General features: G+C 56.7%; 17 protein-coding genes and 1 riboswitch. Of the genes, 12 read left to right on the top strand and 5 right to left on the bottom strand.

All coding sequences use genetic code 11. The features are described 5' to 3' along the window. Positions 1–1,053 (bottom strand): NADP-dependent oxidoreductase, encoded by a 1,053-nt coding sequence (locus tag RTK32_RS00140; protein ID WP_312041524.1) that lies wholly within the window; start codon positions 1,051–1,053, stop codon positions 1–3. A gap of 785 nt (positions 1,054–1,838) precedes the next feature. Beyond that, a complete protein-coding gene (gene bioA, locus RTK32_RS00135) occupies positions 1,839–3,128 on the bottom strand; it encodes an adenosylmethionine--8-amino-7-oxononanoate transaminase (protein ID WP_312041523.1) in 1,290 nt (429 codons plus the stop codon). Between the two features lie 86 nt (positions 3,129–3,214). Between bioA and bioB the strand changes: the two genes are divergently transcribed. The 4 genes from bioB to bioD are packed head-to-tail and all read left to right on the top strand — an operon-like array spanning position 3,215 to position 6,807. Continuing rightward, positions 3,215–4,246: a biotin synthase BioB gene (bioB, locus tag RTK32_RS00130; RefSeq protein WP_312041522.1), complete on the top strand. Its 1,032-nt coding sequence runs from the start codon at positions 3,215–3,217 to the stop codon at positions 4,244–4,246. Beyond that, positions 4,247–5,404, top strand: a complete 1,158-nt coding sequence (gene bioF, locus RTK32_RS00125; protein ID WP_312041521.1) for an 8-amino-7-oxononanoate synthase — start codon at positions 4,247–4,249, stop codon at positions 5,402–5,404. It abuts the gene before it with no gap. Next, a complete protein-coding gene (gene bioC / locus RTK32_RS00120; protein ID WP_312041520.1) occupies positions 5,385–6,143 on the top strand; it encodes a malonyl-ACP O-methyltransferase BioC in 759 nt (252 codons plus the stop codon). Before bioF ends, bioC begins: the two co-directional genes overlap by 20 nt. Next, positions 6,121–6,807: a dethiobiotin synthase gene (bioD, locus tag RTK32_RS00115; protein ID WP_409451047.1), complete on the top strand. Its 687-nt coding sequence runs from the start codon at positions 6,121–6,123 to the stop codon at positions 6,805–6,807. Before bioC ends, bioD begins: the two co-directional genes overlap by 23 nt. Positions 6,808–6,845: 38 nt before the next feature. Here bioD and RTK32_RS00110 read toward each other — a convergent pair whose 3' ends face one another. After that, complete coding sequence (locus RTK32_RS00110) at positions 6,846–7,565, bottom strand: ATP-binding cassette domain-containing protein (protein WP_312041518.1); 720 nt, start codon at positions 7,563–7,565, stop codon at positions 6,846–6,848. 889 nt (positions 7,566–8,454) lie between these two features. Here RTK32_RS00110 and uvrB point away from each other — a divergent pair. After that, complete coding sequence (gene uvrB, locus RTK32_RS00105) at positions 8,455–10,479, top strand: excinuclease ABC subunit UvrB (protein WP_312041517.1); 2,025 nt, start codon at positions 8,455–8,457, stop codon at positions 10,477–10,479. A gap of 391 nt (positions 10,480–10,870) precedes the next feature. Here the strand turns inward: uvrB and yvcK are convergent, their stop codons facing one another. Next, positions 10,871–11,779, bottom strand: a complete 909-nt coding sequence (gene yvcK, locus RTK32_RS00100) for a uridine diphosphate-N-acetylglucosamine-binding protein YvcK (RefSeq protein WP_312041516.1) — start codon at positions 11,777–11,779, stop codon at positions 10,871–10,873. Positions 11,780–11,953: 174 nt separating this feature from the next. Further along, positions 11,954–12,086, top strand: a riboswitch (molybdenum cofactor riboswitch). On the opposite strand from yvcK, the gene moaA reads away from it, so the two are divergent. The 6 genes from moaA (at position 12,073) to RTK32_RS00070 (ending at position 15,982) form a co-directional block, all read left to right on the top strand. Beyond that, a complete protein-coding gene (moaA, locus tag RTK32_RS00095; protein WP_312041542.1) occupies positions 12,073–13,062 on the top strand; it encodes a GTP 3',8-cyclase MoaA in 990 nt (329 codons plus the stop codon). It overlaps the preceding riboswitch by 14 nt. Before the next feature lie 15 nt (positions 13,063–13,077). After that, positions 13,078–13,593, top strand: coding sequence for a molybdenum cofactor biosynthesis protein B (gene moaB / locus RTK32_RS00090; RefSeq protein WP_312041515.1), 516 nt, complete (start codon positions 13,078–13,080; stop codon positions 13,591–13,593). Between the two features lie 2 nt (positions 13,594–13,595). Next, a complete protein-coding gene (gene moaC / locus RTK32_RS00085) occupies positions 13,596–14,081 on the top strand; it encodes a cyclic pyranopterin monophosphate synthase MoaC (RefSeq protein ID WP_312041514.1) in 486 nt (161 codons plus the stop codon). Further along, a complete protein-coding gene (gene moaD / locus RTK32_RS00080; protein ID WP_312041513.1) occupies positions 14,074–14,319 on the top strand; it encodes a molybdopterin synthase sulfur carrier subunit in 246 nt (81 codons plus the stop codon). Before moaC ends, moaD begins: the two co-directional genes overlap by 8 nt. A gap of 1 nt (position 14,320) precedes the next feature. Next, on the top strand, positions 14,321–14,773 hold the full coding sequence (gene moaE / locus RTK32_RS00075; RefSeq protein ID WP_312041512.1) for a molybdopterin synthase catalytic subunit MoaE: 453 nt from the start codon (positions 14,321–14,323) through the stop codon (positions 14,771–14,773). A gap of 120 nt (positions 14,774–14,893) precedes the next feature. Continuing rightward, entirely contained in the window at positions 14,894–15,982 is a 1,089-nt protein-coding gene (locus tag RTK32_RS00070; protein WP_312041511.1) for a DUF1615 domain-containing protein, read from the top strand. A gap of 57 nt (positions 15,983–16,039) precedes the next feature. On the opposite strand, the gene RTK32_RS00065 is transcribed toward RTK32_RS00070, so the two are convergent. Continuing rightward, positions 16,040–17,956 (bottom strand): methyl-accepting chemotaxis protein, encoded by a 1,917-nt coding sequence (locus RTK32_RS00065; protein ID WP_312041510.1) that lies wholly within the window; start codon positions 17,954–17,956, stop codon positions 16,040–16,042. 253 nt (positions 17,957–18,209) lie between these two features. Here RTK32_RS00065 and RTK32_RS00060 point away from each other — a divergent pair, with 253 nt between their 5' ends. Further along, the gene (locus RTK32_RS00060) at positions 18,210–18,920 is read left to right on the top strand and encodes a Bax inhibitor-1/YccA family protein (RefSeq protein ID WP_312041509.1); all 711 of its coding nucleotides are present in this window, start codon (positions 18,210–18,212) and stop codon (positions 18,918–18,920) included. Positions 18,921–18,944: the final 24 nt, after the last annotated feature.

Genomic DNA, 18,944 nt, shown 5'->3' with positions numbered 1-18,944 from the left:
TCAGGCTCCTGTTGGCTGGTCGCCAGCGACTTTAATCAGCACCTTGCCGAAGTTTTTACCTTCAAGCATCCCGATAAAGGTCTCCGGCGCGTTATCCAGCCCGTCAACAATATCTTCGCGGAAAACAAAGCGGTCTTCCGCTACCCACTGGCTCATCTGCTGGAAAAATTCTTCAAAGCGATGACCGTAATCCTGATTGATGATAAAGCCCTGAACGTGCAGGCGTTTGCGCAGGATAGCGCTCTGGAACAGCGGCAGGCGGTTCGGGCCTTCCGGCGCATCCGTACTGTTGTAATCGGCGATCAGGCCACAGACCGGAATGCGGCCTTTGGTATTCATTAACGGCAGCACGGCGTCAAATACCGGCCCGCCGACGCTTTCAAAGTAGACATCAATGCCGTCACGACAGTAGCGTTTAAGCGACTCGGCTAAATCGCCCGAACGGTGGTTAAGGCAGCGGTCAAAGCCCAGCACCTCTTCGGCATAGCGGCATTTTTCTTCGCCTCCGGCGATGCCGACCACGTAGCAACCTTTCAGCTTGGCTATCTGGCCTACCATTGACCCCACCGCGCCGGTTGCCGCCGCCACGACCACGGTTTCGCCCGGCTGCGGATTACCAATATCCAGCAGCCCCATATAGGCGGTAAAACCGGTCATGCCCAGCATTCCGAGCGCCCATGAAGGGTGTTTCAGTACCGGGCCGCTGAGCTTAAACAGGTCCTTACCATCCGACAGGGCAAAATCCTGCCAGCCGCTCTGACTGACCACCCAGTCGCCTGGCTGATAGTCTTCATGATTCGACTGTTCAACAATGGCAACGGTGCCTGCGCCCATCACGTCATTAACGGCAACTGGCGGCACATAGGAAGGGGCATCGCTCATTCGCCCACGCATATAGGGATCCAGCGAGAGCCAGATTGTGCGAAGCAAAACCTGGCCTTTCCCTGGCGTAGGGACGTGCTCTGACTCCAGACGAAAATTAGCTTCGCCAGGGGCGCCGTGCGGGCGCGAGGCGAGGACGATACGGCGATTTGTCTGTTTGTCTTGCGGCATGGTTTTTCTCCTTTATAAAATTCAACCTGTAAAAAGCGTAGTGCATATGTTCCTTGCCCGCTTTGCTCTGAACCGTAAAACAGATCGGCAACGCCCTGTAAGTCCGGTAAGCATGCTTAATCTTTTTAAGGTCCCGCCGCGTTAAAAAAAGGTTATTTTATAATGGGCGATGATTATTCTTTTTTAAAACGCTATTCTACGAAAAGGCTAAGTATATTCAGCGATATAAAGGATGAGCACGGCTTAAGCCATTCTTTAAAAACGGCGGGCCTCTCTTATTTAAAGCCAATGTGACGTTTTTTATTAACGCTATAATAAGGTGTAGGTGGCCAGAAAATGCACGCCAGGATTTCGCCGTTATTTTAGGGCGCTTGCCAAAGGTAATTTGATGTAAATAAAATGTTAAGGCGTAAAGCGAATGATCGGGTTGTCATTAACTGACTTAATAGAAGGAGCGTAAAGCTGATAAATACCGGTTTTAAGCAGGCGCTGTTTAAACAGATTTATCCTAAGGCCCGATCACCATTAATTAAAAAAGCCTTTTTACATTAGATCTGTTTCCTGGCGGGGATGCCTGCCTTATTGAGCAAGCCAGCGTCAGCAGCATGAAAAGGCTGAACCGGGAAGATCCGTCAAAAATTTAAAAGGCTATCGCGCCCCTTTTTACCTGCGGCACACCGTACTGCCGATAACGGGGGGACGCTGTTAGCCTGAACGCTAATTTTAAAGTGTTCGCTCAGGCTACGCTGCGCCCCGGTGGCCGCCATTTATTTAGAACGCCGACCTCAGGATAAAAACAGCGTCGGACAGGCAACGGCTGCCGCTATTGCTGCCGTCAGCTTTTGCAGGGCGTCCGGCTCAATAAGGTAAGGCGGCATCAGATAGATAAGTTTGCCAAAAGGCCGGATCCAGACGCCGCGCCCGACAAAAAAGCGTTGTAGCGCAGCCATGTCTACCGGGCGACGCGTCTCGACGACGCCAATCGCCCCTAATACCCTGACATCGGCCACTTCCGGCTGCGTTTTTAACGGCAGCAGCGCGGCTTTCAGCTGCGTTTCAATAGCCTTTACCTGCTGCTGCCAGTGGTTTTCCTGCAGGATGGCCAGGCTTTCGCTGGCCACCGCGCAGGCCAGCGGATTCCCCATAAACGTGGGGCCGTGCATAAAGCAGCCCGCTTCGCCGTTGCTGATGGTATTGGCCACCTCACGCGTGGTCAGCGTGGCCGAAAGGGTCAGGGTGCCGCCGGTCAGCGCTTTGCCGACGCACAGGATATCCGGCGAGATCCCCGCATGATCGCAGGCGAAAAGCTTGCCGGTACGGCCAAAGCCGGTCGCGATTTCATCGGCTATCAGCAGCACGTTATGGCGATCGCACAGCTCGCGCACGCCTTGCAGATAGCGCGGATGATAAAAGCGCATCCCGCCCGCCCCCTGAACGATGGGTTCCAGGATCACCGCGGCCAGCTCGTGCGCGTGTTCGCCAATCAAACGGGCAAAATCGGCCAGATCGCTCTCCTGCCACTCGTCCTCAAAACCACAGCCCGGCGCGGCAGCGAACAGGTGATTCGGCAGATAACCCTGATAAAGCGAGTGCATGGAGTTTTGCGGATCGCAAACTGACATAGCGGCAAAAGTATCGCCGTGATAGCCGTTACGCAGCGTTAAAAAACGCTGACGTTTTTCGCCGCGAGCCTGGCAATACTGCAGCGCCATTTTCATCGCGACCTCAACCGCTACCGATCCTGAATCGGCCAGGAAGACGCACTCAAGACCCTGTGGCGTCATGTCGACCAGACGGCGACAGAGCGCTACGGCGGCAGGATGCGTGATCCCACCAAACATCACGTGCGACATCTGCTCTATCTGCGCGTGCATCGCCTGATTCAGACGGGGATGGTTATAGCCGTGGATTGCCGCCCACCAGGAAGACATGCCGTCCACCAGCTCGCGACCGTCATCCAGCTGAAGCGAGGTACCTGAGGCCGCGACCACTGGATAAACCGGCAGCGGCTTGCTCATTGAGGTGTAGGGATGCCAGATATGGTCGCGGTCAAATGCGAGGTCGAGAGGAGTCATAAAATACTTGTAAACCAAAATTAAAAAATTTAGTTTACAAGTATAACCGTAAAATGAACATGTGATCTTTTCTTTTGGAGCAAGCAATGGCAAATCGCTGGACAGTCGCCCAGGCTCAGGCCCTTTTCGACAAGCCTTTTCTGGAGTTGATGTTTGAAGCGCAGCAGGTGCATCGTCAACATTTCGATCCGCGTCAGGTTCAGGTCAGTACGCTGCTGTCGATTAAAACCGGCGCCTGTCCGGAAGACTGTAAATATTGCCCGCAGAGCGCCCGTTATAAAACCGGGCTGGAAGCCGAGCGCCTGATGGAAGTGGAAGAGGTACTGACTTCTGCCCGTAAAGCCAAAGCGGCCGGATCCGATCGCTTTTGTATGGGCGCGGCATGGAAAAACCCGCACGAGCGCGATATGCCTTACCTGGAGCAAATGGTCAAAGGCGTGAAGGAGATGGGGCTGGAAACCTGCATGACGCTGGGCACGCTGAGTGATGAGCAGGCGCAGCGACTGGCGCACGCCGGGCTGGATTTTTACAACCACAACCTGGATACCTCGCCGGAATTTTACGGCAGCATTATCACTACCCGCAGCTATCAGGAACGTCTGGATACGCTGGGGAAAGTGCGTGATGCAGGCATCAAGGTCTGCTCCGGCGGCATCATCGGCCTGGGCGAAACCGTTAACGATCGGGCCGGCCTGTTAGTCCAGTTGGCCAACCTGCCGGTGCCGCCGGAAAGCGTGCCGATCAATATGTTGGTGAAGGTAAAAGGTACACCGCTGGCCGATAACGACGACGTCGATCCTTTCGATTTTATCCGCACTATCGCCGTCGCGCGCATTATGATGCCATCCTCGCACGTGCGTCTTTCGGCCGGACGCGAGCAGATGAGCGAGCAGACGCAGGCAATGTGCTTTATGGCCGGCGCCAACTCTATTTTCTACGGCTGCAAACTGCTGACCACGCCGAATCCTGAAGAAGATAAAGATCTGATTTTGTTCCGCAAGCTGGGCCTCAATCCGGCACATACCACCACGGAAGCGGGCGACAACGAACAGCAGCGGGCGCTGGCCGGCCAGCTGTTGAACGCTGACACCGAACAGTTCTATAACGCGGCCGTGTAAATGGCCTGGCAGCAACGTATCAGCCTGGCGCTCGCAGAGCGCCGGGAGAAACAGCAGTTTCGCCAGCGCCGCGTCAGCCAGCAGGACGACGTGCGCACCCTTAGCGTTAACGGCCGTCGCTATCTGAACTTCTCGGCGAATGATTATCTGGGACTGAGCCGGGATCGAAACGTGATTGCGGCCTGGCAGCAAGGGGCCGAACGCTACGGCGTGGGGGCCGGCGGTTCGGGCCACGTGACCGGTTATGGCGTGCCCCAGCAGGCTTTTGAGGAACAGCTGGCCCAGTGGCTGGGCTATCCACGCGCGCTGCTGTTTATTTCAGGCTTTGCCGCAAATCAGGCAATCATTGCCGCCATGATGCAGAAGAATGACTCTATTTTTGCCGATCGCCTGGCGCATGCCTCGTTGCTTGAGGCCGCCTCGCTCAGTCCGGCTTCGCTGCGCCGCTTTACGCATAACGAGCCGAAAGCGCTGGCAAAGCTTTTCGCCAGCGCGGCCGCGGGCGGTGAAACGCTGGTTGTCACGGAAGGCGTGTTCAGTATGGATGGCGATAGCGCGCCGCTGAACGAGCTGCATCAACTTGCCGTTCTGCACAAGGGCTGGCTGATGGTGGATGATGCCCACGGCATCGGCGTCACGGGGGAGCAGGGGCGCGGCAGCTGCTGGCAGCAGAACGTTCGTCCGGAGTTGCTGATCGTCACCTTTGGCAAGGCGTTTGGTTTGAGCGGCGCGGCGGTGCTCTGCAGTGAAGAAACGGCGGAATATCTGTTGCAGTTTGCGCGTCATCTCATTTACAGCACGGCCATGCCGCCCGCGCAGGCTTACGCGTTACAGGCAGCCCTGCGCGCGGTGCAGCAGGGTGACGATCTCCGCGCGCGGCTACAAAATAATATTCGTCTGTTTCGGGAGGGTGCGGCGGCCAGCGGGCTGGCCGTTCTGCCTTCTTCTACTGCCATCCAGCCCCTGTTGGTGGGAGAAGAGCAGGCAACGCTGCGGCTGGCAGAAAAGCTGCGCGAAAAGGCGTGCTGGGTAACGGCTATCCGGCCGCCGACCGTCCCGCAGGGAACGGCTAGGCTCCGTATCACGCTAAGCGCGGCGCATGAGGAACAAGATATTAACCAACTGCTGGAGGCGCTGCATGACGCAAACGGTCAATAAAACGGCGGTAGCCAGGGCGTTCGGTCGAGCGGCGCAAAGTTACAACCGGCACGCGGAGCTTCAGCGCTTGTGTGGTGAAGCGCTCTGGTCGCTGGCACGCTCGCACCAGCACAGACAGGTACTGGACGCGGGCTGTGGGCCAGGCTGGTTCAGCCAGCGCTGGCGCAGCGCGGGCAATGGGGTTACCGCGCTGGATCTCTCTTCGGCGATGCTGGAGGAGGCAAGGCTCGGCGATACGGCCGACGCCTATCAGCTGGGGGATATCGAAGCGCTACCGTTTGCCGCTGCCGCCTTCGATGTGTGCTGGAGTAACCTTGCCGTGCAGTGGTGCAGTGATTTACGCCTGGCGCTGATCGAAATGTGCCGCGTGACCCGGCCCGGCGGCCAGGTGTTGTTTTCAACGCTGGCAGCCGGATCGCTGAACGAGCTTCATCAGTCCTGGCGAGCGCTGGCGTTGCCTGCACCCGTTAACCATTTTTTGAGCGAAGCGCAAATAGAGACGGCAGGAAATGCGCTCGGGCTTCGTTTGATTCCACAGACCCTGACGCTGGCTTTTCCGGATGTGCTCAGCGCGCTGCGTTCACTGAAAGGCATTGGCGCCACGCATCTGCATCAGGGACGCCGTGACGGGGCGCTGGGGCGTCATCATCTGAATCAGCTGGCGCAGTGCTGGCCGCGCGACGAGCGTGGCTACCTGCTCAGCTATCATCTGCTGTATGGAGTCATTGATTGTGAATAGCTGGTTTATTACCGGGACGGATACAGAAGTAGGGAAAACGGTTGCCAGTAGCGCGCTGTTACAGGCGGCTCGCGCCGCCGGGTGGCGTAGCGTCGGCTATAAGCCCGTTGCCTCCGGCTGTGAGATAACGGCGGAAGGTATCCGCAACAGCGATGCGCTGGCTTTACAGCGTAACAGCGCGCTGGCCTTGCCCTATGAACAGATCAATCCGCTGGCTTTTCTCGAGCCAACCTCTCCGCATATCGTCAGCGCGGAAGAGGGCAGACCCATTGAATTCGCCCAGCTTTCTGCAGGCCTGGCGGCGTTGCGCGAGCAGGCTGACTGGGTGTTGACCGAGGGCGCGGGCGGCTGGTTTACTCCTCTGTCAGACAAGACAACTTTTGCGGAATGGGTGGTGAGTGAGCAGCTGCCTGTCGTGCTGGTGGTCGGCGTGAAGCTGGGCTGTATCAATCACGCTATGCTGACGGCGCAGGCTGTGCTGGCCTGCGGACTGCGTCTGGCTGGCTGGATAGCCAACACGGTGCAGCCGCCGGGCAGGCGACATGCGGAATACATGGCGACGCTGCAACAGCGGCTACCCGCACCGCTGCTGGGCGAGATCCCGTATCTAACCGACAGCGCCGATTTTGACCGGCTTGGACACTACGTGCGGCTGCCCGGGTAGAGCCATGCTCTCCGGCGTGGGTGTCGCGCCGGGGAACCTTATGAAGCGGTCAGCCAGGTATTAACCACTCTCTCATCCAGCTGCGCTACGCTGCCGTGCGCCACATTGCGCCCGCGATGCAGCAGCAGAAAGTAGTCGGCCACCTTACGGATAAATGAAATCCGCTGCTCCAGCAGCAGAATAGTCAATCCAAAATCGTGATTCAGGCGGTGGATCAAATTTCCCATCTCTTCTTCCAGCCAGGGCGACATACCTTCAGTCGGTTCATCCAGGATTAGTAACTTTGGCTGAAACACCAGCGCTTTGGCCAGCGAAAGCTGCTGCTGCTGCTCGAGTGCCAGTTCTCCACTGCGCTGGTGACGAAGCGAATAAAGCGCGGGAAAAAGCTCGAAAACCATCGGTGGAATAGCCGGGTGACGCTGTTGACCCGCGCCCGCCAACAGCGCTATCTGCAAATTTTCCTCCACGCTGAGCTGCGAAAAAATATGCCGTCCCTGAGGGACATAGCCAATACCAAGCGCCGCCCGCTTTTCTACCGGCTGCTGCAGTAAATTCTGCGGGGGTAAATTGCCTTCCTGCCATGTAATCGTGCCGCTGTTAATCGGCAGGTGGCCCATAATGCAGTTAACCAGCGTGGTTTTTCCCATCCCGGGCCTCCCCAGCACACCGGTACAGGTGCCCGGCGGCAGCGCCAGATCCACATCCCATAAAATATGGTTCTGCCCGTAAAACTGATTTATCGCATGTAAGCTCAGCATCTGACACTCTCCTCCAGACAGTTTTCGAGCGCGCCTTCGTAGCGTCACGAAGGATTGACCGTTGACGCAACGTCTCCGGCTGGTGCTTCTCGCCCTGATATGTTGAAAGCGTGAGGCGGTAGCTGAAGGTTGCAATTCACAGGCCAGTTTTGTTTTACGCGGAAAATAGAACGTCCGGGCAACGGGCTATTGGTCAGGAAAGGTTAATAATTGCCAACGGTAATTTCCTGCTGCACTTTGATGGTGCTGAAAACTTAACATTTATGGTGCAGACGCCTGCCGATAAGGCAAAAAAGCGTCTTAGCATGGCGGAAAAAAAGCCTGCACAGGGATAGCCTTAAAGGCGGAAGTATGCTTCAGGGCGGGTAAGACCGTAGGAGATAAGTAAAAAATTCAGGGAAAAATTTTTTTTTGCGTACGCGCTCGTCCCGCCTGGCAATTTATACACAGCAGACGGCTTGGGCGTTGAAATCAGTTATCCACCATTCCTGTGGATAACCATGTGTATGAATGACTGAAAACCTTTAAAAGGCGAGAGCCGGCGCGGGCTAAGCTTGAGTTGGTGCTAAACTCGGCTGCAATAACATGTTTTTATCTTTCAAAACGTTAGGGAAAATCAAGCGGCCGGGGAAGGCAGGGGATTTTACGGCCGCCATTTTGTCAGGATGCCTTGACAAATGTTAAAATGCCAAACCCGCTGGGGATAACCTTCTCACTTTCTTGCCGCTTAAGCATCGAGTAAAGCCCGTTACGCTGAACAATTTGCGCCTCCCTTGAGTTTTAATCGATAACTGTGGATATATCCAGTATTTTTTGCTGGCAAAATCGCCATAGCAGAGTAAAATTACCACCCTGTTCGCGCTTTTCATCATCATCAGGTAGCCATTCAATGAGCAAAGTCTTTAAACTTAATTCCGCCTTTAAACCTTCCGGCGACCAGCCTGAAGCCATTCGCCGCCTTGAGGAAGGGCTGCAGGATGGACTGGCGCACCAGACGCTGCTCGGCGTGACCGGGTCGGGCAAAACCTTTACCGTCGCCAATGTGATAGCCGACCTTAACCGGCCTACGATGGTGCTGGCGCCGAATAAAACTTTAGCAGCGCAACTTTACGGTGAGATGAAAGAATTCTTTCCGGAAAATGCCGTAGAGTATTTTGTCTCCTACTACGACTATTATCAGCCGGAAGCTTACGTGCCCAGCTCGGACACCTTTATCGAGAAGGATGCTTCCGTTAATGAGCACATTGAACAAATGCGTCTTTCGGCCACCAAAGCGCTGCTGGAACGTCGGGATGTGATTGTAGTGGCCTCGGTGTCGGCGATTTACGGCCTGGGCGACCCGGACTCCTATCTGAAAATGATGCTGCACCTGACGCGTGGGATGGTGATCGATCAGCGCGCCATTCTTCGCCGTCTGGCGGAACTGCAATACAGCCGCAACGACCAGGCTTTTCAGCGCGGTACTTTCCGCGTGCGGGGGGAAGTCATCGATATCTTCCCGGCGGAATCGGACGATTACGCGCTGCGCGTTGAGCTGTTTGACGAAGAAGTCGAGCGGTTGTCAATTTTCGATCCGCTGACAGGCCAGATAACCTCGGTGATCCCGCGCTACACCATCTACCCCAAGACGCACTACGTCACCCCGCGCGAGCGTATTCTGCAGGCGATGGAAGATATCAAAGTGGAGCTGGCCGACCGTCGCAAAACGCTACTGGCGAACAATAAGCTGCTGGAAGAGCAGCGTATTTCTCAGCGCACGCAGTTTGATTTAGAAATGATGAACGAGCTGGGTTACTGCTCGGGCATTGAAAACTATTCGCGCTATCTCTCTGGCCGTGGGCCTGGCGAAGCGCCGCCAACGCTCTTTGACTATCTGCCGGCGGATGGCCTGTTAGTGATTGATGAGTCGCACGTCACTATTCCGCAGATCGGCGGCATGTATCGCGGCGACCGGGCACGCAAAGAGACGCTGGTGGAGTATGGTTTCCGCCTGCCGTCAGCGCTCGATAACCGCCCGATGAAGTTTGAAGAGTTTGAGGCGCTGGCCCCGCAGACTATCTATGTTTCCGCTACGCCAGGTAAATACGAGCTGGAGAAATCGGGCGGCGAAATTGTGGATCAGGTGGTGCGTCCGACCGGCCTGTTGGATCCGCTGATTGAAGTCCGGCCGGTGGCAACGCAGGTCGACGATCTGCTGTCGGAAATCCGCAAGCGCGTGGCGATTGACGAGCGCGTGCTGGTCACCGTGCTGACCAAGCGCATGGCAGAGGATTTAACGGAATACCTTACCGAGCACGGCGAGCGGGTACGCTATCTGCACTCGGACATTGATACCGTAGAGCGTGTAGAGATCATTCGCGACCTTCGCCTTGGCAAGTTTGACGTGCTGGTGGGTATCAACCTGCTGCGTGAGGGGCTGGATATGCCGGAAGTTTCGCTGGTGGCGATTCTGGATGCCGATAAAGAGGGCTTCTTACGTTCCGAACGCTCGCTGATCCAGACTATTGGTCGCGCCGCGCGTAACGTCAGCGGCAAGGCTATCCTTTACGGCGATAAAATTACGCCGTCGATGGAAAGGGCTATTGGTGAAACCGAACGCCGTCGCGAGAAGCAGGAAATTTATAACCAGGAAAAAGGGATTGTGCCGCAGGCGCTCAACAAGAAGATCGCCGATATCCTGGAGCTGGGTCAGGGCCTCAACAAAAACAAAACCAAAGGGCGCAGCAAGTCGCCTCGCGCTATTGTGGAAGACGATGCAGCCGTGGTCGATCTGTCGCCAAAAGGCCTGCAGAAGCGCATTCGCGAGCTGGAATCGCAGATGCAGGAACATGCCAAAAACCTGGAGTTTGAAGAGGCCGCCAACGTGCGCGATCAGCTGCATCAGGTGCGTGAGCTGTTTATCGCCGCTTCCTGACAACAGACTTCCGCTGCCGTCATCACGGTGTGGGTTCATCTGGCATGGGGCGGGTATCGGACGGGCGACCCTTATTCGGCGATTAAGCCCGCGGTCACGGCATCGCAAGGCTGCAGGATGAGGCGCTGACGCGCCGCGGCGGAAGCTTTTGGGGAGCGGCATATCGTAGCCTTAGCCGCTCACAAACCGTGTTGACCCCAGGCGGTTGCGCCAGGTTGGCGTTTCGAATAGTGGGCTTAGCCCCTGTCGGGCTGGCAGGGGCTAAGCCCGACAGGCTGCGTTAAGCTTCCTGTTCCTGCCCGCGGATCGGGTGCCCGGCAGGGTTGCTCCCAGCCACAGCATAGCCTGCTCCAGCCCGTTGTCTGAGCCGCTCAACAGAGGCTCCAACGTGCTATCCCAGACGCTGAATAGCGTGCTCCAGCGCGCTGTGCAGCAGCTGGCGATCGTGGCGGTATTTGATATCCGCTGCCTCCAGTGGCTCCTGCACAATCAGTCGCCCGCTGACGCCAGTGGTATCCACATGCGGGCCAACGACCACCGCATCAATAACCTTCCTGCCGATATATTTTTCCATGATAGCCAGCTTGTCCGCCAGCGTTAGTCGGGCTGCTGCCGGGCTAAGCTCTTTGCCCAGGTTGCCGATAAATACCATCGGGGCGGGCGTACGCCTGAGCGCCTGCGCCATATCCGGTAGCAGCAGCACGGGCATCAGGCTGGTATAAAAACTGCCCGGGCCAATCAGGATCAGATCGGCGTCGTTGATGGCCTCAACGGCTTCTTTAGTGGCGCTGGCGCTGGCTGAAAGCAGCAGCTCACGCGGCGGCAGGGCAAGCCGATCAATGGCCGTTTCGCCATAAACTTGCTCGCCCCGGTCATCGATGGCAATAAGATCCACCGGCTGTTCGGACATCGGGATCAGAAAGGCGTCCACCTTGAGCAGATTGCGGATCAGATTGATCGCCTCCATCGGGCGCACGCTCAGGTGATCCAGCGCTTTCAGCATCAGGTTGCCCAGATTATGGCCAGCCAGCTCGCCCTGGCCGCCAAAACGGTATTCAAACATGGCGGAGGCCACGCTGGGCTCGGTAATTAGCTGGTTCAGGCAGTTACGCATATCGCCCCAGGCGATGCCGCCTTCCGCATGGCGGATCCGCCCCGTAGATCCGCCATTGTCGGTGGTGGTGACGATGCCGGTCAGGCGTGAGCCAAGCGAAGAGAGAGCAGATAAAACACGGCCCAGGCCATGCCCGCCGCCGAGCGCCACGACGCGGTCGAGATCGGCCAGAGTGCGGTTACGCATAAAATTCCTTCAATATGTTAACAGGGCGGCCAGCCTGTCAGTGGTTTCACCTTATTTTACGCTAACGTACCGTAAAATGGCGTGAAAAAACGTTATATATCAAAATACATAGCGAATTCCCTGCTGGCAACTGCGTTTCGTTAGCAGTAGAATTTCACTACCATGGTTTACCATACCGGTAAATCACACTTAGCCCTGGCACCTAAGTCTTCGGATAGGGTGCCCTGGCCGCAACCTTGAGTTGCCAGGGTGCAGAAAGAAATGCCTGCATCTCCCGATATTTGGAAGGTGTTCTGGTGTCACAATTTACTGATAATTTCGACCGCAGCTTTTACTATCTGCGCCTGTCGATCACGGACGTTTGTAATTTCCGCTGTAACTACTGCCTGCCGGATGGCTATAAGCCGCAGGGCGTCACCAACAAAAGCTTTCTGTCGCTGGATGAAATCCGGCGCGTTACCCGTGCCTTTGCGGCCGCGGGCACGGAAAAGGTGCGCCTGACGGGCGGTGAACCTTCGCTACGCCGCGACTTTGTCGACATCATCGCCGCCGTGCGCGAGTCCTCTGCCATCCGCCAGCTTGCCGTGACCACTAACGGCTATCGGCTGGCGCGTGACGTGGCGGCCTGGCGCGAAGCGGGCCTGACTGCCCTGAACGTCAGCATCGACAGTCTGGATGCCCGCCAGTTTCACGCTATTACCGGTCAGGACAAATTTCATCAGGTCATGGCCGGTATCGATGCGGCTTTCGAAGCGGGTTTCAGCAAGGTAAAAGTGAATACCGTGCTGATGCGCGACGTCAACCATCACAGCCTGCAAACCTTCCTCGACTGGATCCGTACCCGGCCAATCCAGCTACGCTTTATTGAGCTGATGGAAACGGGTGAGGGCGGCGATCTCTTCCGCAAGCATCATGTGTCAGGCGAAGTCATCCGCGATCAGCTGCTGCAACAGGGCTGGGTACGCCAGCTGCGTGGACGCAGCGACGGCCCGGCGCAGGTGTTCTGCCACCCGGACTACGAAGGGGAAATCGGCCTGATCATGCCCTACGAGAAAAATTTCTGCGCCAGCTGCAACCGCCTGCGCGTGTCGGCCGTTGGCAAGCTGCATCTCTGCCTGTTTGGCGATGGCGGTGTGTCGCTGCGCGATCTGCTGCAAAATGACGAGCAGCAGGAGGCGTTACAGGCGCGTATTGCCGCCAGCCTGAAAACCAAAAAGCAGACGCATTTTCTGCATCAGGGCAACACCGGCATCACGCAGAATCTCTCTTTTATCGGCGGCTAACGCATGGAGTCTACAATGGCAAAATCGACGGCGGAATTTATCCCGCTCAACGTGGCGGTGATGACCGTATCCGACAGCCGTGATGCGGCAGAAGACAGTTCGGGCGACTACCTGCGCGAGGCGCTAACTGACGCCGGGCATCAGGTACTCGATCATGCGCTGGTAAAAGATAACCGCTACCGCATACGCGCCGTGGTTTCCAGCTGGATCGCCAGCGCGGACGTGCAGGTGGTTATTGTTAACGGCGGCACGGGTTTCAACAGCAAAAACAGCACGCCGGAAGCGCTGCTGCCGCTGTTCGACCGTGAAATCGACGGCTTTGGTGAGCTGTTCCGTATGGTGTCGTGGGAAGATGTTGGCAGCGCGACGATCCAGTCACGCGCCGTTGCCGGCATGGCTAACCAGACGGTGATTTTTGCCGTTCCCGGCTCCACCCGCGCCTGTCAAAGCGCCTGGGAAAGCATTATCCGCGATCAGCTGGATGCCCGAACTCGCCCCTGTAATTTTGTCTCGCACCTGAAGAAGCCCTGATTATGTCTCAACTGACCCATATTAACGCCGCCGGTGAGGCGCACATGGTGGATGTCTCTGCCAAAAACGACACCGTACGTGAAGCACGTGCCGAAGCCTTTGTGGTAATGCATCCCGACACGCTACAAATGATCCTGGACGGTAGCCATCATAAGGGCGATGTTTTCGCCACGGCGCGTATTGCGGGCATTCAGGCCGCCAAACGGACCTGGGAGCTGATCCCGCTTTGTCATCCGCTGCTGTTAAGCAAGGTCGAGGTGACGCTAAGCGCCGATACTGCCAACAGCCGCGTGCGCATCGAGTCGCTGTGCCGCCTGACGGGCAAAACCGGCGTGGAAATGGAAGCGCTGACGGCGGCCTCGGTGGCGGCGCTGACTATCTACGATATGTGTAAAGCGGTGCAGAAAGACATCAGCATTGAACAGTGCCGACTGCTGAGCAAAAGCGGCGGAAAATCCGGTGACTTCAGGGCAGACAAGCATGATTAACGTCCTTTTTTTCGCGCAGGTGCGCGAGCTGATTGGCACCGACAGCATCAGCGTTGCCGATGAATATGCCGATGTAGAGGCGCTGCGTGCAGCGCTGGCGCAGCGAGGCGATCGCTGGTCGCTGGCGCTCTCGTCAGACAAGCTGCTGGCGGCGGTAAACCAGACGCTGGTCTCGGCGCAGCATCCGCTGAAGGCGGGTGATGAGGTAGCGTTTTTCCCACCGGTGACCGGAGGCTAAAATGGAAACCCGAATCAGAGTAGGGCAGGCTCCGTTTGATATGGCGGAAGAGTACCGCTGGCTGGCCGCCTGCGATGAAGATGGCGCGGTGGTGACCTTTACCGGCAAAGTCCGCAACCATAACCTGGGTGATAACGTCTCTGCGCTCACGCTGGAGCATTATCCGGGGATGACCGAAAAGGCGCTGGCAGAGATTGTGGCCGAAGCGCGCGAGCGTTGGCCAATGCAGCGCGTGACGGTGATCCACCGTATCGGCGAACTCTTTCCCGGCGATGAAATCGTGCTGGTTGGCGTCAGCGGCGCGCACCGTGGTGCGGCTTTTTCCGCAGCAGAATTTATTATGGACTATCTGAAAACCCGCGCGCCTTTCTGGAAAAGAGAAGCCACGCCGGAAGGCGATCGCTGGGTCGATTCACGCGACAGCGATAAAGAAGCCGCTTCTCGCTGGGCCTAGAGATTCTGCACGGCCAGCCGAGCGTAGCGGTTTCAGGCAGCCGGATCGGCCCGCGCGGATGGATTAATCACGTTTCGCTGTGTAACCTTTAGGGGAAAATTTTTCTACACAGGGAAAGTCATGATCTCCTTCGCCGTTAAACGTCTGCCGCTGCTGGCCTTGCTGGTCCTGGCAGGCTGTAGCACTCAGCCTGAAAAGAAACTGCCCGAGCGGCGACCGGCCGATGTAAAAGCGCAAATTACCCGCCTGCTGCCGAACAAAGTCAGCGATCGCCAGGGCTGGGCCGACGATATCTTTGCCGCGTTCACCAGCCAGAAGCTCGATCCTTCAGTCAGCAACGTCTGCGCCGTTATTGCCGTGGCCGACCAGGAATCCACGTTTAACGCTAACGCCAGCGTGCCGGGCCTGCCAAAAATTGCCTGGGGCGAAATCGACCGGCGCGCGGGCAAGCTGCATATTCCTTCCTTCCTGGTGCGGACGGCGCTAAGAATTAAATCACCCAACGGCGAAAGCTATACCGATCGGCTGGATAAGGTACGCAGTGAAAAAGAGCTGAGCGCCATTTTTGACGATTTTATTAATATGGTGCCGATGGGGCAGACCCTGTTTGGCAACCTGAATCCTATCCACACCGGCGGGCCAATGCAGGTCAGTATCGCCTTCGCCGAAGCCCATGCCGATGGCTACCCTTATCCGGTCGACGGCACTATACGTCAGGAAGTGTTCAGCCGCCGCGGCGGCGTCTGGTTTGGTACACGCCATCTCCTTGGCTATCCGGCCAATTACAGCCAGCCTCTTTATCGCTTCGCGGACTTTAATGCGGGCTGGTATGCCAGCCGTAATGCCGCGTTTCAGGCTGCCGTTGCGCGGCTGAGCGGCATAAAACTGGCGCTGGACGGGGATTTGATTCAGTACGGTTCAGACGCGGCTGGTTCCACCGAGCTGGCCGTTCGGGCGCTGCACTTAGGGTTAAGCGACGGCGCCATCCGTAGCGCGCTGGAAAAAGGCGAAACGCTGGACTTTGAAAAAACCGATTTATGGCAGCAGGTCTTTGCGCGAGCGGATAAAAATGGCGGCAGGCGCCAGCCGCGGGAAAGGCTGCCTGGTATAAAACTGGAAAGCCCGAAAATTACCCGCAGCCTGACTACCGCCTGGTTTGCCCAGCGTGTGGACGGGCGTTATCAGAGCTGTCTGTCGCGCGGGAAATAACGAGTAGAAGCGATGAAGGGCGATAGCGCCTGCGCGTTATCGCCCTTTGCCGGAGGCTTAAGCCGATTCGAGCCGGAAGATTTGTACCGTTTGCGCCAGCTGCTTCGCCTGATCTTCCAGCGAGGCGGCGGCAGCGGACATCTGCTGGACCAGCGCAGAGTTTTGCTGGGTAGCACCATCCATCTGGTTTACGGCCACTGTTACCTGACCAATCCCCTGTGACTGTTCATCGGAAGCATGCACGATCTCGCCGATAATCGTTTTTACCGAGTTCACGGCGGTGTTCATTTCCTGCATGGTTCTGCCCGCATCCTGCACCAGCGAAACCCCGGTGTTCACGCGCTGCGTTGATTCGCCAATCAGTGCAGAGATATCTTTTACCGCGTTGGCGCTACGCTGGGCCAGGCTGCGCACTTCCGCCGCGACGACGGCGAAACCGCGACCCTGTTCGCCCGCCCGCGCGGCTTCCACCGCAGCGTTAAGCGCCAGGATATTAGTCTGGAAAGCGATGCCGTTAATGATGCTGGTAATCGCGCCAATCTTCTGCGAACTGTCATCGATCTGCTGCATAATTTCCACAACCTGCTGGACCAGCTGTTCGCCTCGCTGAGCGATAGCCGTCGCGTTCTCGGTCAGCTGGGTAGCACTGTGCGCGTTATCGGCGTTGTGCTTCACCGTGGCAGTCAGCTGCTCCATGCTGGCGGCGGTTTCTTCCAGCGCGGCGGCCTGTTGTTCGGTACGTGAGGCCAGATCGAGGTTGCCGGAAGCAATCTCCTCCGCGCCCTGACGAACGGAGTCGCTGGCGGATATGATCTCGCTGACCATGGTGCGGAGCTGTTGCTGCATGGTCTGCATAGCGAAGAAGATGCTCTCTCTGTCCTGTGCGCCAACAGGGATAGTTGCGCTGAGGTCACCTTCCGCCACGCCAAGTGCGATTTCTGCAGCCTGTGAAGGCTCGCCGCCAACCGGGCGGGAGATTTTACGGCTGAACAACACGCCCAGCACGGTGCAAACAATCACAATGCTCAGGATCATCATAATCAGCGCATGCATCAGCTGACGATTAGCTTCAGCCATGACGGCGCTGACCGGCGCCACCACGCCCAGATACCAGGGCAGCGGGCTGTTGCCAATCACGACCGGACGCCAGGTTTCCAGCACGTCTTCACCAAGCACGCTGTCAAAATGCTGTACCACGCTCTGCGTAAAGCCGTTGGTTTCGCCTTTGTAGGCTTTGCCCGCTTCCGCTTTGTTGGGACTGGAGACGACCAGACCTTTATTGGAAAGCAGCAGCGCGTAACCGGTACCGTTCCAGGGCTTAACGGCCCCTACGCTTTTTTGCAGCGACGCAAGTGAGATATCCGATGTGGCGACCGCTTTCAGCTGGCCATTATCCATGATCACCGCCGCCACCGAGGTCAGCAGCGTCGGGATACCGTTATAGGGATAGCTGTAAGGTTCGGTTAATACATCCTTTTGCAACTTTTGCGGAACCAGGTAGTAATCGCCCTGGCCTGGTGTAAAGATAGATTCCAGATTATGCATGGCGAAATTGCCTGCTGTATCATGATCGACAAAGCGTGCGTATCGCCCCTGCGGTGGGTTGCCCGGCTGGGCCGCGAACTGCGCATCTTTGCCATCAAAGGCATTGGCTTCAAAAATAAGGGAAAGCGAGAGATAATCCATATTCTGCTTCAGGGCCGATTTCATCAGCTCATCGGCGATTTTTCGATCGGTTATGCCAGCGGTGGACAGGCCGAGGATGCTTTGGCCCATATCTCTGGCGACCGTGCGGGCGTAATCAAGACTTTGCTGGACGCTAAGCGCGTTGCTTTCTGCAATTTGTCCCAGATATTGCTCGGCGATGTGACGTTGCTGATTACTGGACTGCCAGCTGAGCAGGCCAATAGTGATAGTAAAACCGAGCGTGATAGTCAGCGCGCCGGTCAGGAGCATCATGGTGCGTGTGCTCATTTTTCGTTTCTGGTGTGGCTTGTTCATCAGGAACCCCTGGCGTGAATAGAATTGTTCTCAGACTTCCTGGTAAGTATTCTCCCTGTGTTCACTCTATCGGCAAAAAATGTCCGATCTTTATACAATGACGGGGGTTGTAGCGCGTTTGTTGCAGAGGGGGAGTTTTTGTCACGAAAAAGCGTAAGGCGCCGCTGGCTCAACCCGGCCAGACTGTGCCAGACTTAACGGTAAATTCACCTTAAAGGAGAGCATCATGGAAAGATATCCTCGTTCCAACGGTTCGATTGTTTCTGGCGCCGCCACGGGCCTGCAAACGTATATGGCGCAGGTCTATGGCTGGATGACCTGCGGCCTGTTGCTGACCGCTTTCGTGTCCTGGTTTGCCGCCAATACGCCGGCGGTAATGCAGCTGGTTTTTGCCAATAAATTTACTTTTTACGGGCTGATTATCGCGCAGCTGGCCGTGGTTTTTGTGCTGTCCGGCATGGTGCATAAGCTAAGCGGCGCGCTCGCGACCGGCCTGTTTATGCTCTATTCGGCGCTGACCGGACTGACGCTGGCCAGCATCTTCCTGGTCTACACCTATTCATCCATTGCCAGCACTTTTGTGGTCACGGGCGGGATGTTCGGCGTGATGAGCTTCTGGGGCTATACCACTAAGCGCGACCTGAGCCGGATGGGCAGCATCCTGTTTATGGCGCTGATTGGTATTTTGCTGGCGTCGCTGGTTAACTTCTGGCTGAAAAGCACCGCGCTGATGTGGGCCGTTACCTATATCGGCGTGCTGGTGTTTGTCGGTCTGACCGCGTATGACACGCAGAAGCTGAAGAATATTGGTGAGAACATTGACGTGCGTGATAAAGAAAATTTGCGCCGCTACTCTATCATGGGTGCGCTAACGCTGTATCTGGACTTCATTAACCTGTTCCTGATGCTGCTGCGGATTTTCGGCAACCGCCGTTAAGCAAAAAGGGGCGGAATCCGCCCC

The organism is Erwinia sp. (assembly GCF_031978025.1).
GTDB lineage: Bacteria > Pseudomonadota > Gammaproteobacteria > Enterobacterales > Enterobacteriaceae > Erwinia.
The sequence above is the reverse complement of the archived record's forward strand: the minus strand, read 5'-3'. Positions and strand labels throughout refer to the sequence as shown.

Excerpts from the sequence above, each read along its gene's own strand:
- RTK32_RS00140 (WP_312041524.1), bottom strand. The coding sequence starts at position 1,053 with ATGCCGCAAGACAAACAGACAAATCGCCGTATCGTCCTCGCCTCGCGC.
- bioA (WP_312041523.1), bottom strand. The coding sequence starts at position 3,128 with ATGACTCCTCTCGACCTCGCATTTGACCGCGACCATATCTGGCATCCC.
- bioB (WP_312041522.1), top strand. The coding sequence starts at position 3,215 with ATGGCAAATCGCTGGACAGTCGCCCAGGCTCAGGCCCTTTTCGACAAG.
- bioF (WP_312041521.1), top strand. The coding sequence starts at position 4,247 with ATGGCCTGGCAGCAACGTATCAGCCTGGCGCTCGCAGAGCGCCGGGAG.
- bioC (WP_312041520.1), top strand. The coding sequence starts at position 5,385 with ATGACGCAAACGGTCAATAAAACGGCGGTAGCCAGGGCGTTCGGTCGA.
- bioD (WP_409451047.1), top strand. The coding sequence starts at position 6,121 with ATGGAGTCATTGATTGTGAATAGCTGGTTTATTACCGGGACGGATACA.
- RTK32_RS00110 (WP_312041518.1), bottom strand. The coding sequence starts at position 7,565 with ATGCTGAGCTTACATGCGATAAATCAGTTTTACGGGCAGAACCATATT.
- uvrB (WP_312041517.1), top strand. The coding sequence starts at position 8,455 with ATGAGCAAAGTCTTTAAACTTAATTCCGCCTTTAAACCTTCCGGCGAC.
- yvcK (WP_312041516.1), bottom strand. The coding sequence starts at position 11,779 with ATGCGTAACCGCACTCTGGCCGATCTCGACCGCGTCGTGGCGCTCGGC.
- moaB (WP_312041515.1), top strand. The coding sequence starts at position 13,078 with ATGGCAAAATCGACGGCGGAATTTATCCCGCTCAACGTGGCGGTGATG.
- moaC (WP_312041514.1), top strand. The coding sequence starts at position 13,596 with ATGTCTCAACTGACCCATATTAACGCCGCCGGTGAGGCGCACATGGTG.
- moaD (WP_312041513.1), top strand. The coding sequence starts at position 14,074 with ATGATTAACGTCCTTTTTTTCGCGCAGGTGCGCGAGCTGATTGGCACC.
- moaE (WP_312041512.1), top strand. The coding sequence starts at position 14,321 with ATGGAAACCCGAATCAGAGTAGGGCAGGCTCCGTTTGATATGGCGGAA.
- RTK32_RS00070 (WP_312041511.1), top strand. The coding sequence starts at position 14,894 with ATGATCTCCTTCGCCGTTAAACGTCTGCCGCTGCTGGCCTTGCTGGTC.
- RTK32_RS00065 (WP_312041510.1), bottom strand. The coding sequence starts at position 17,956 with ATGAGCACACGCACCATGATGCTCCTGACCGGCGCGCTGACTATCACG.
- RTK32_RS00060 (WP_312041509.1), top strand. The coding sequence starts at position 18,210 with ATGGAAAGATATCCTCGTTCCAACGGTTCGATTGTTTCTGGCGCCGCC.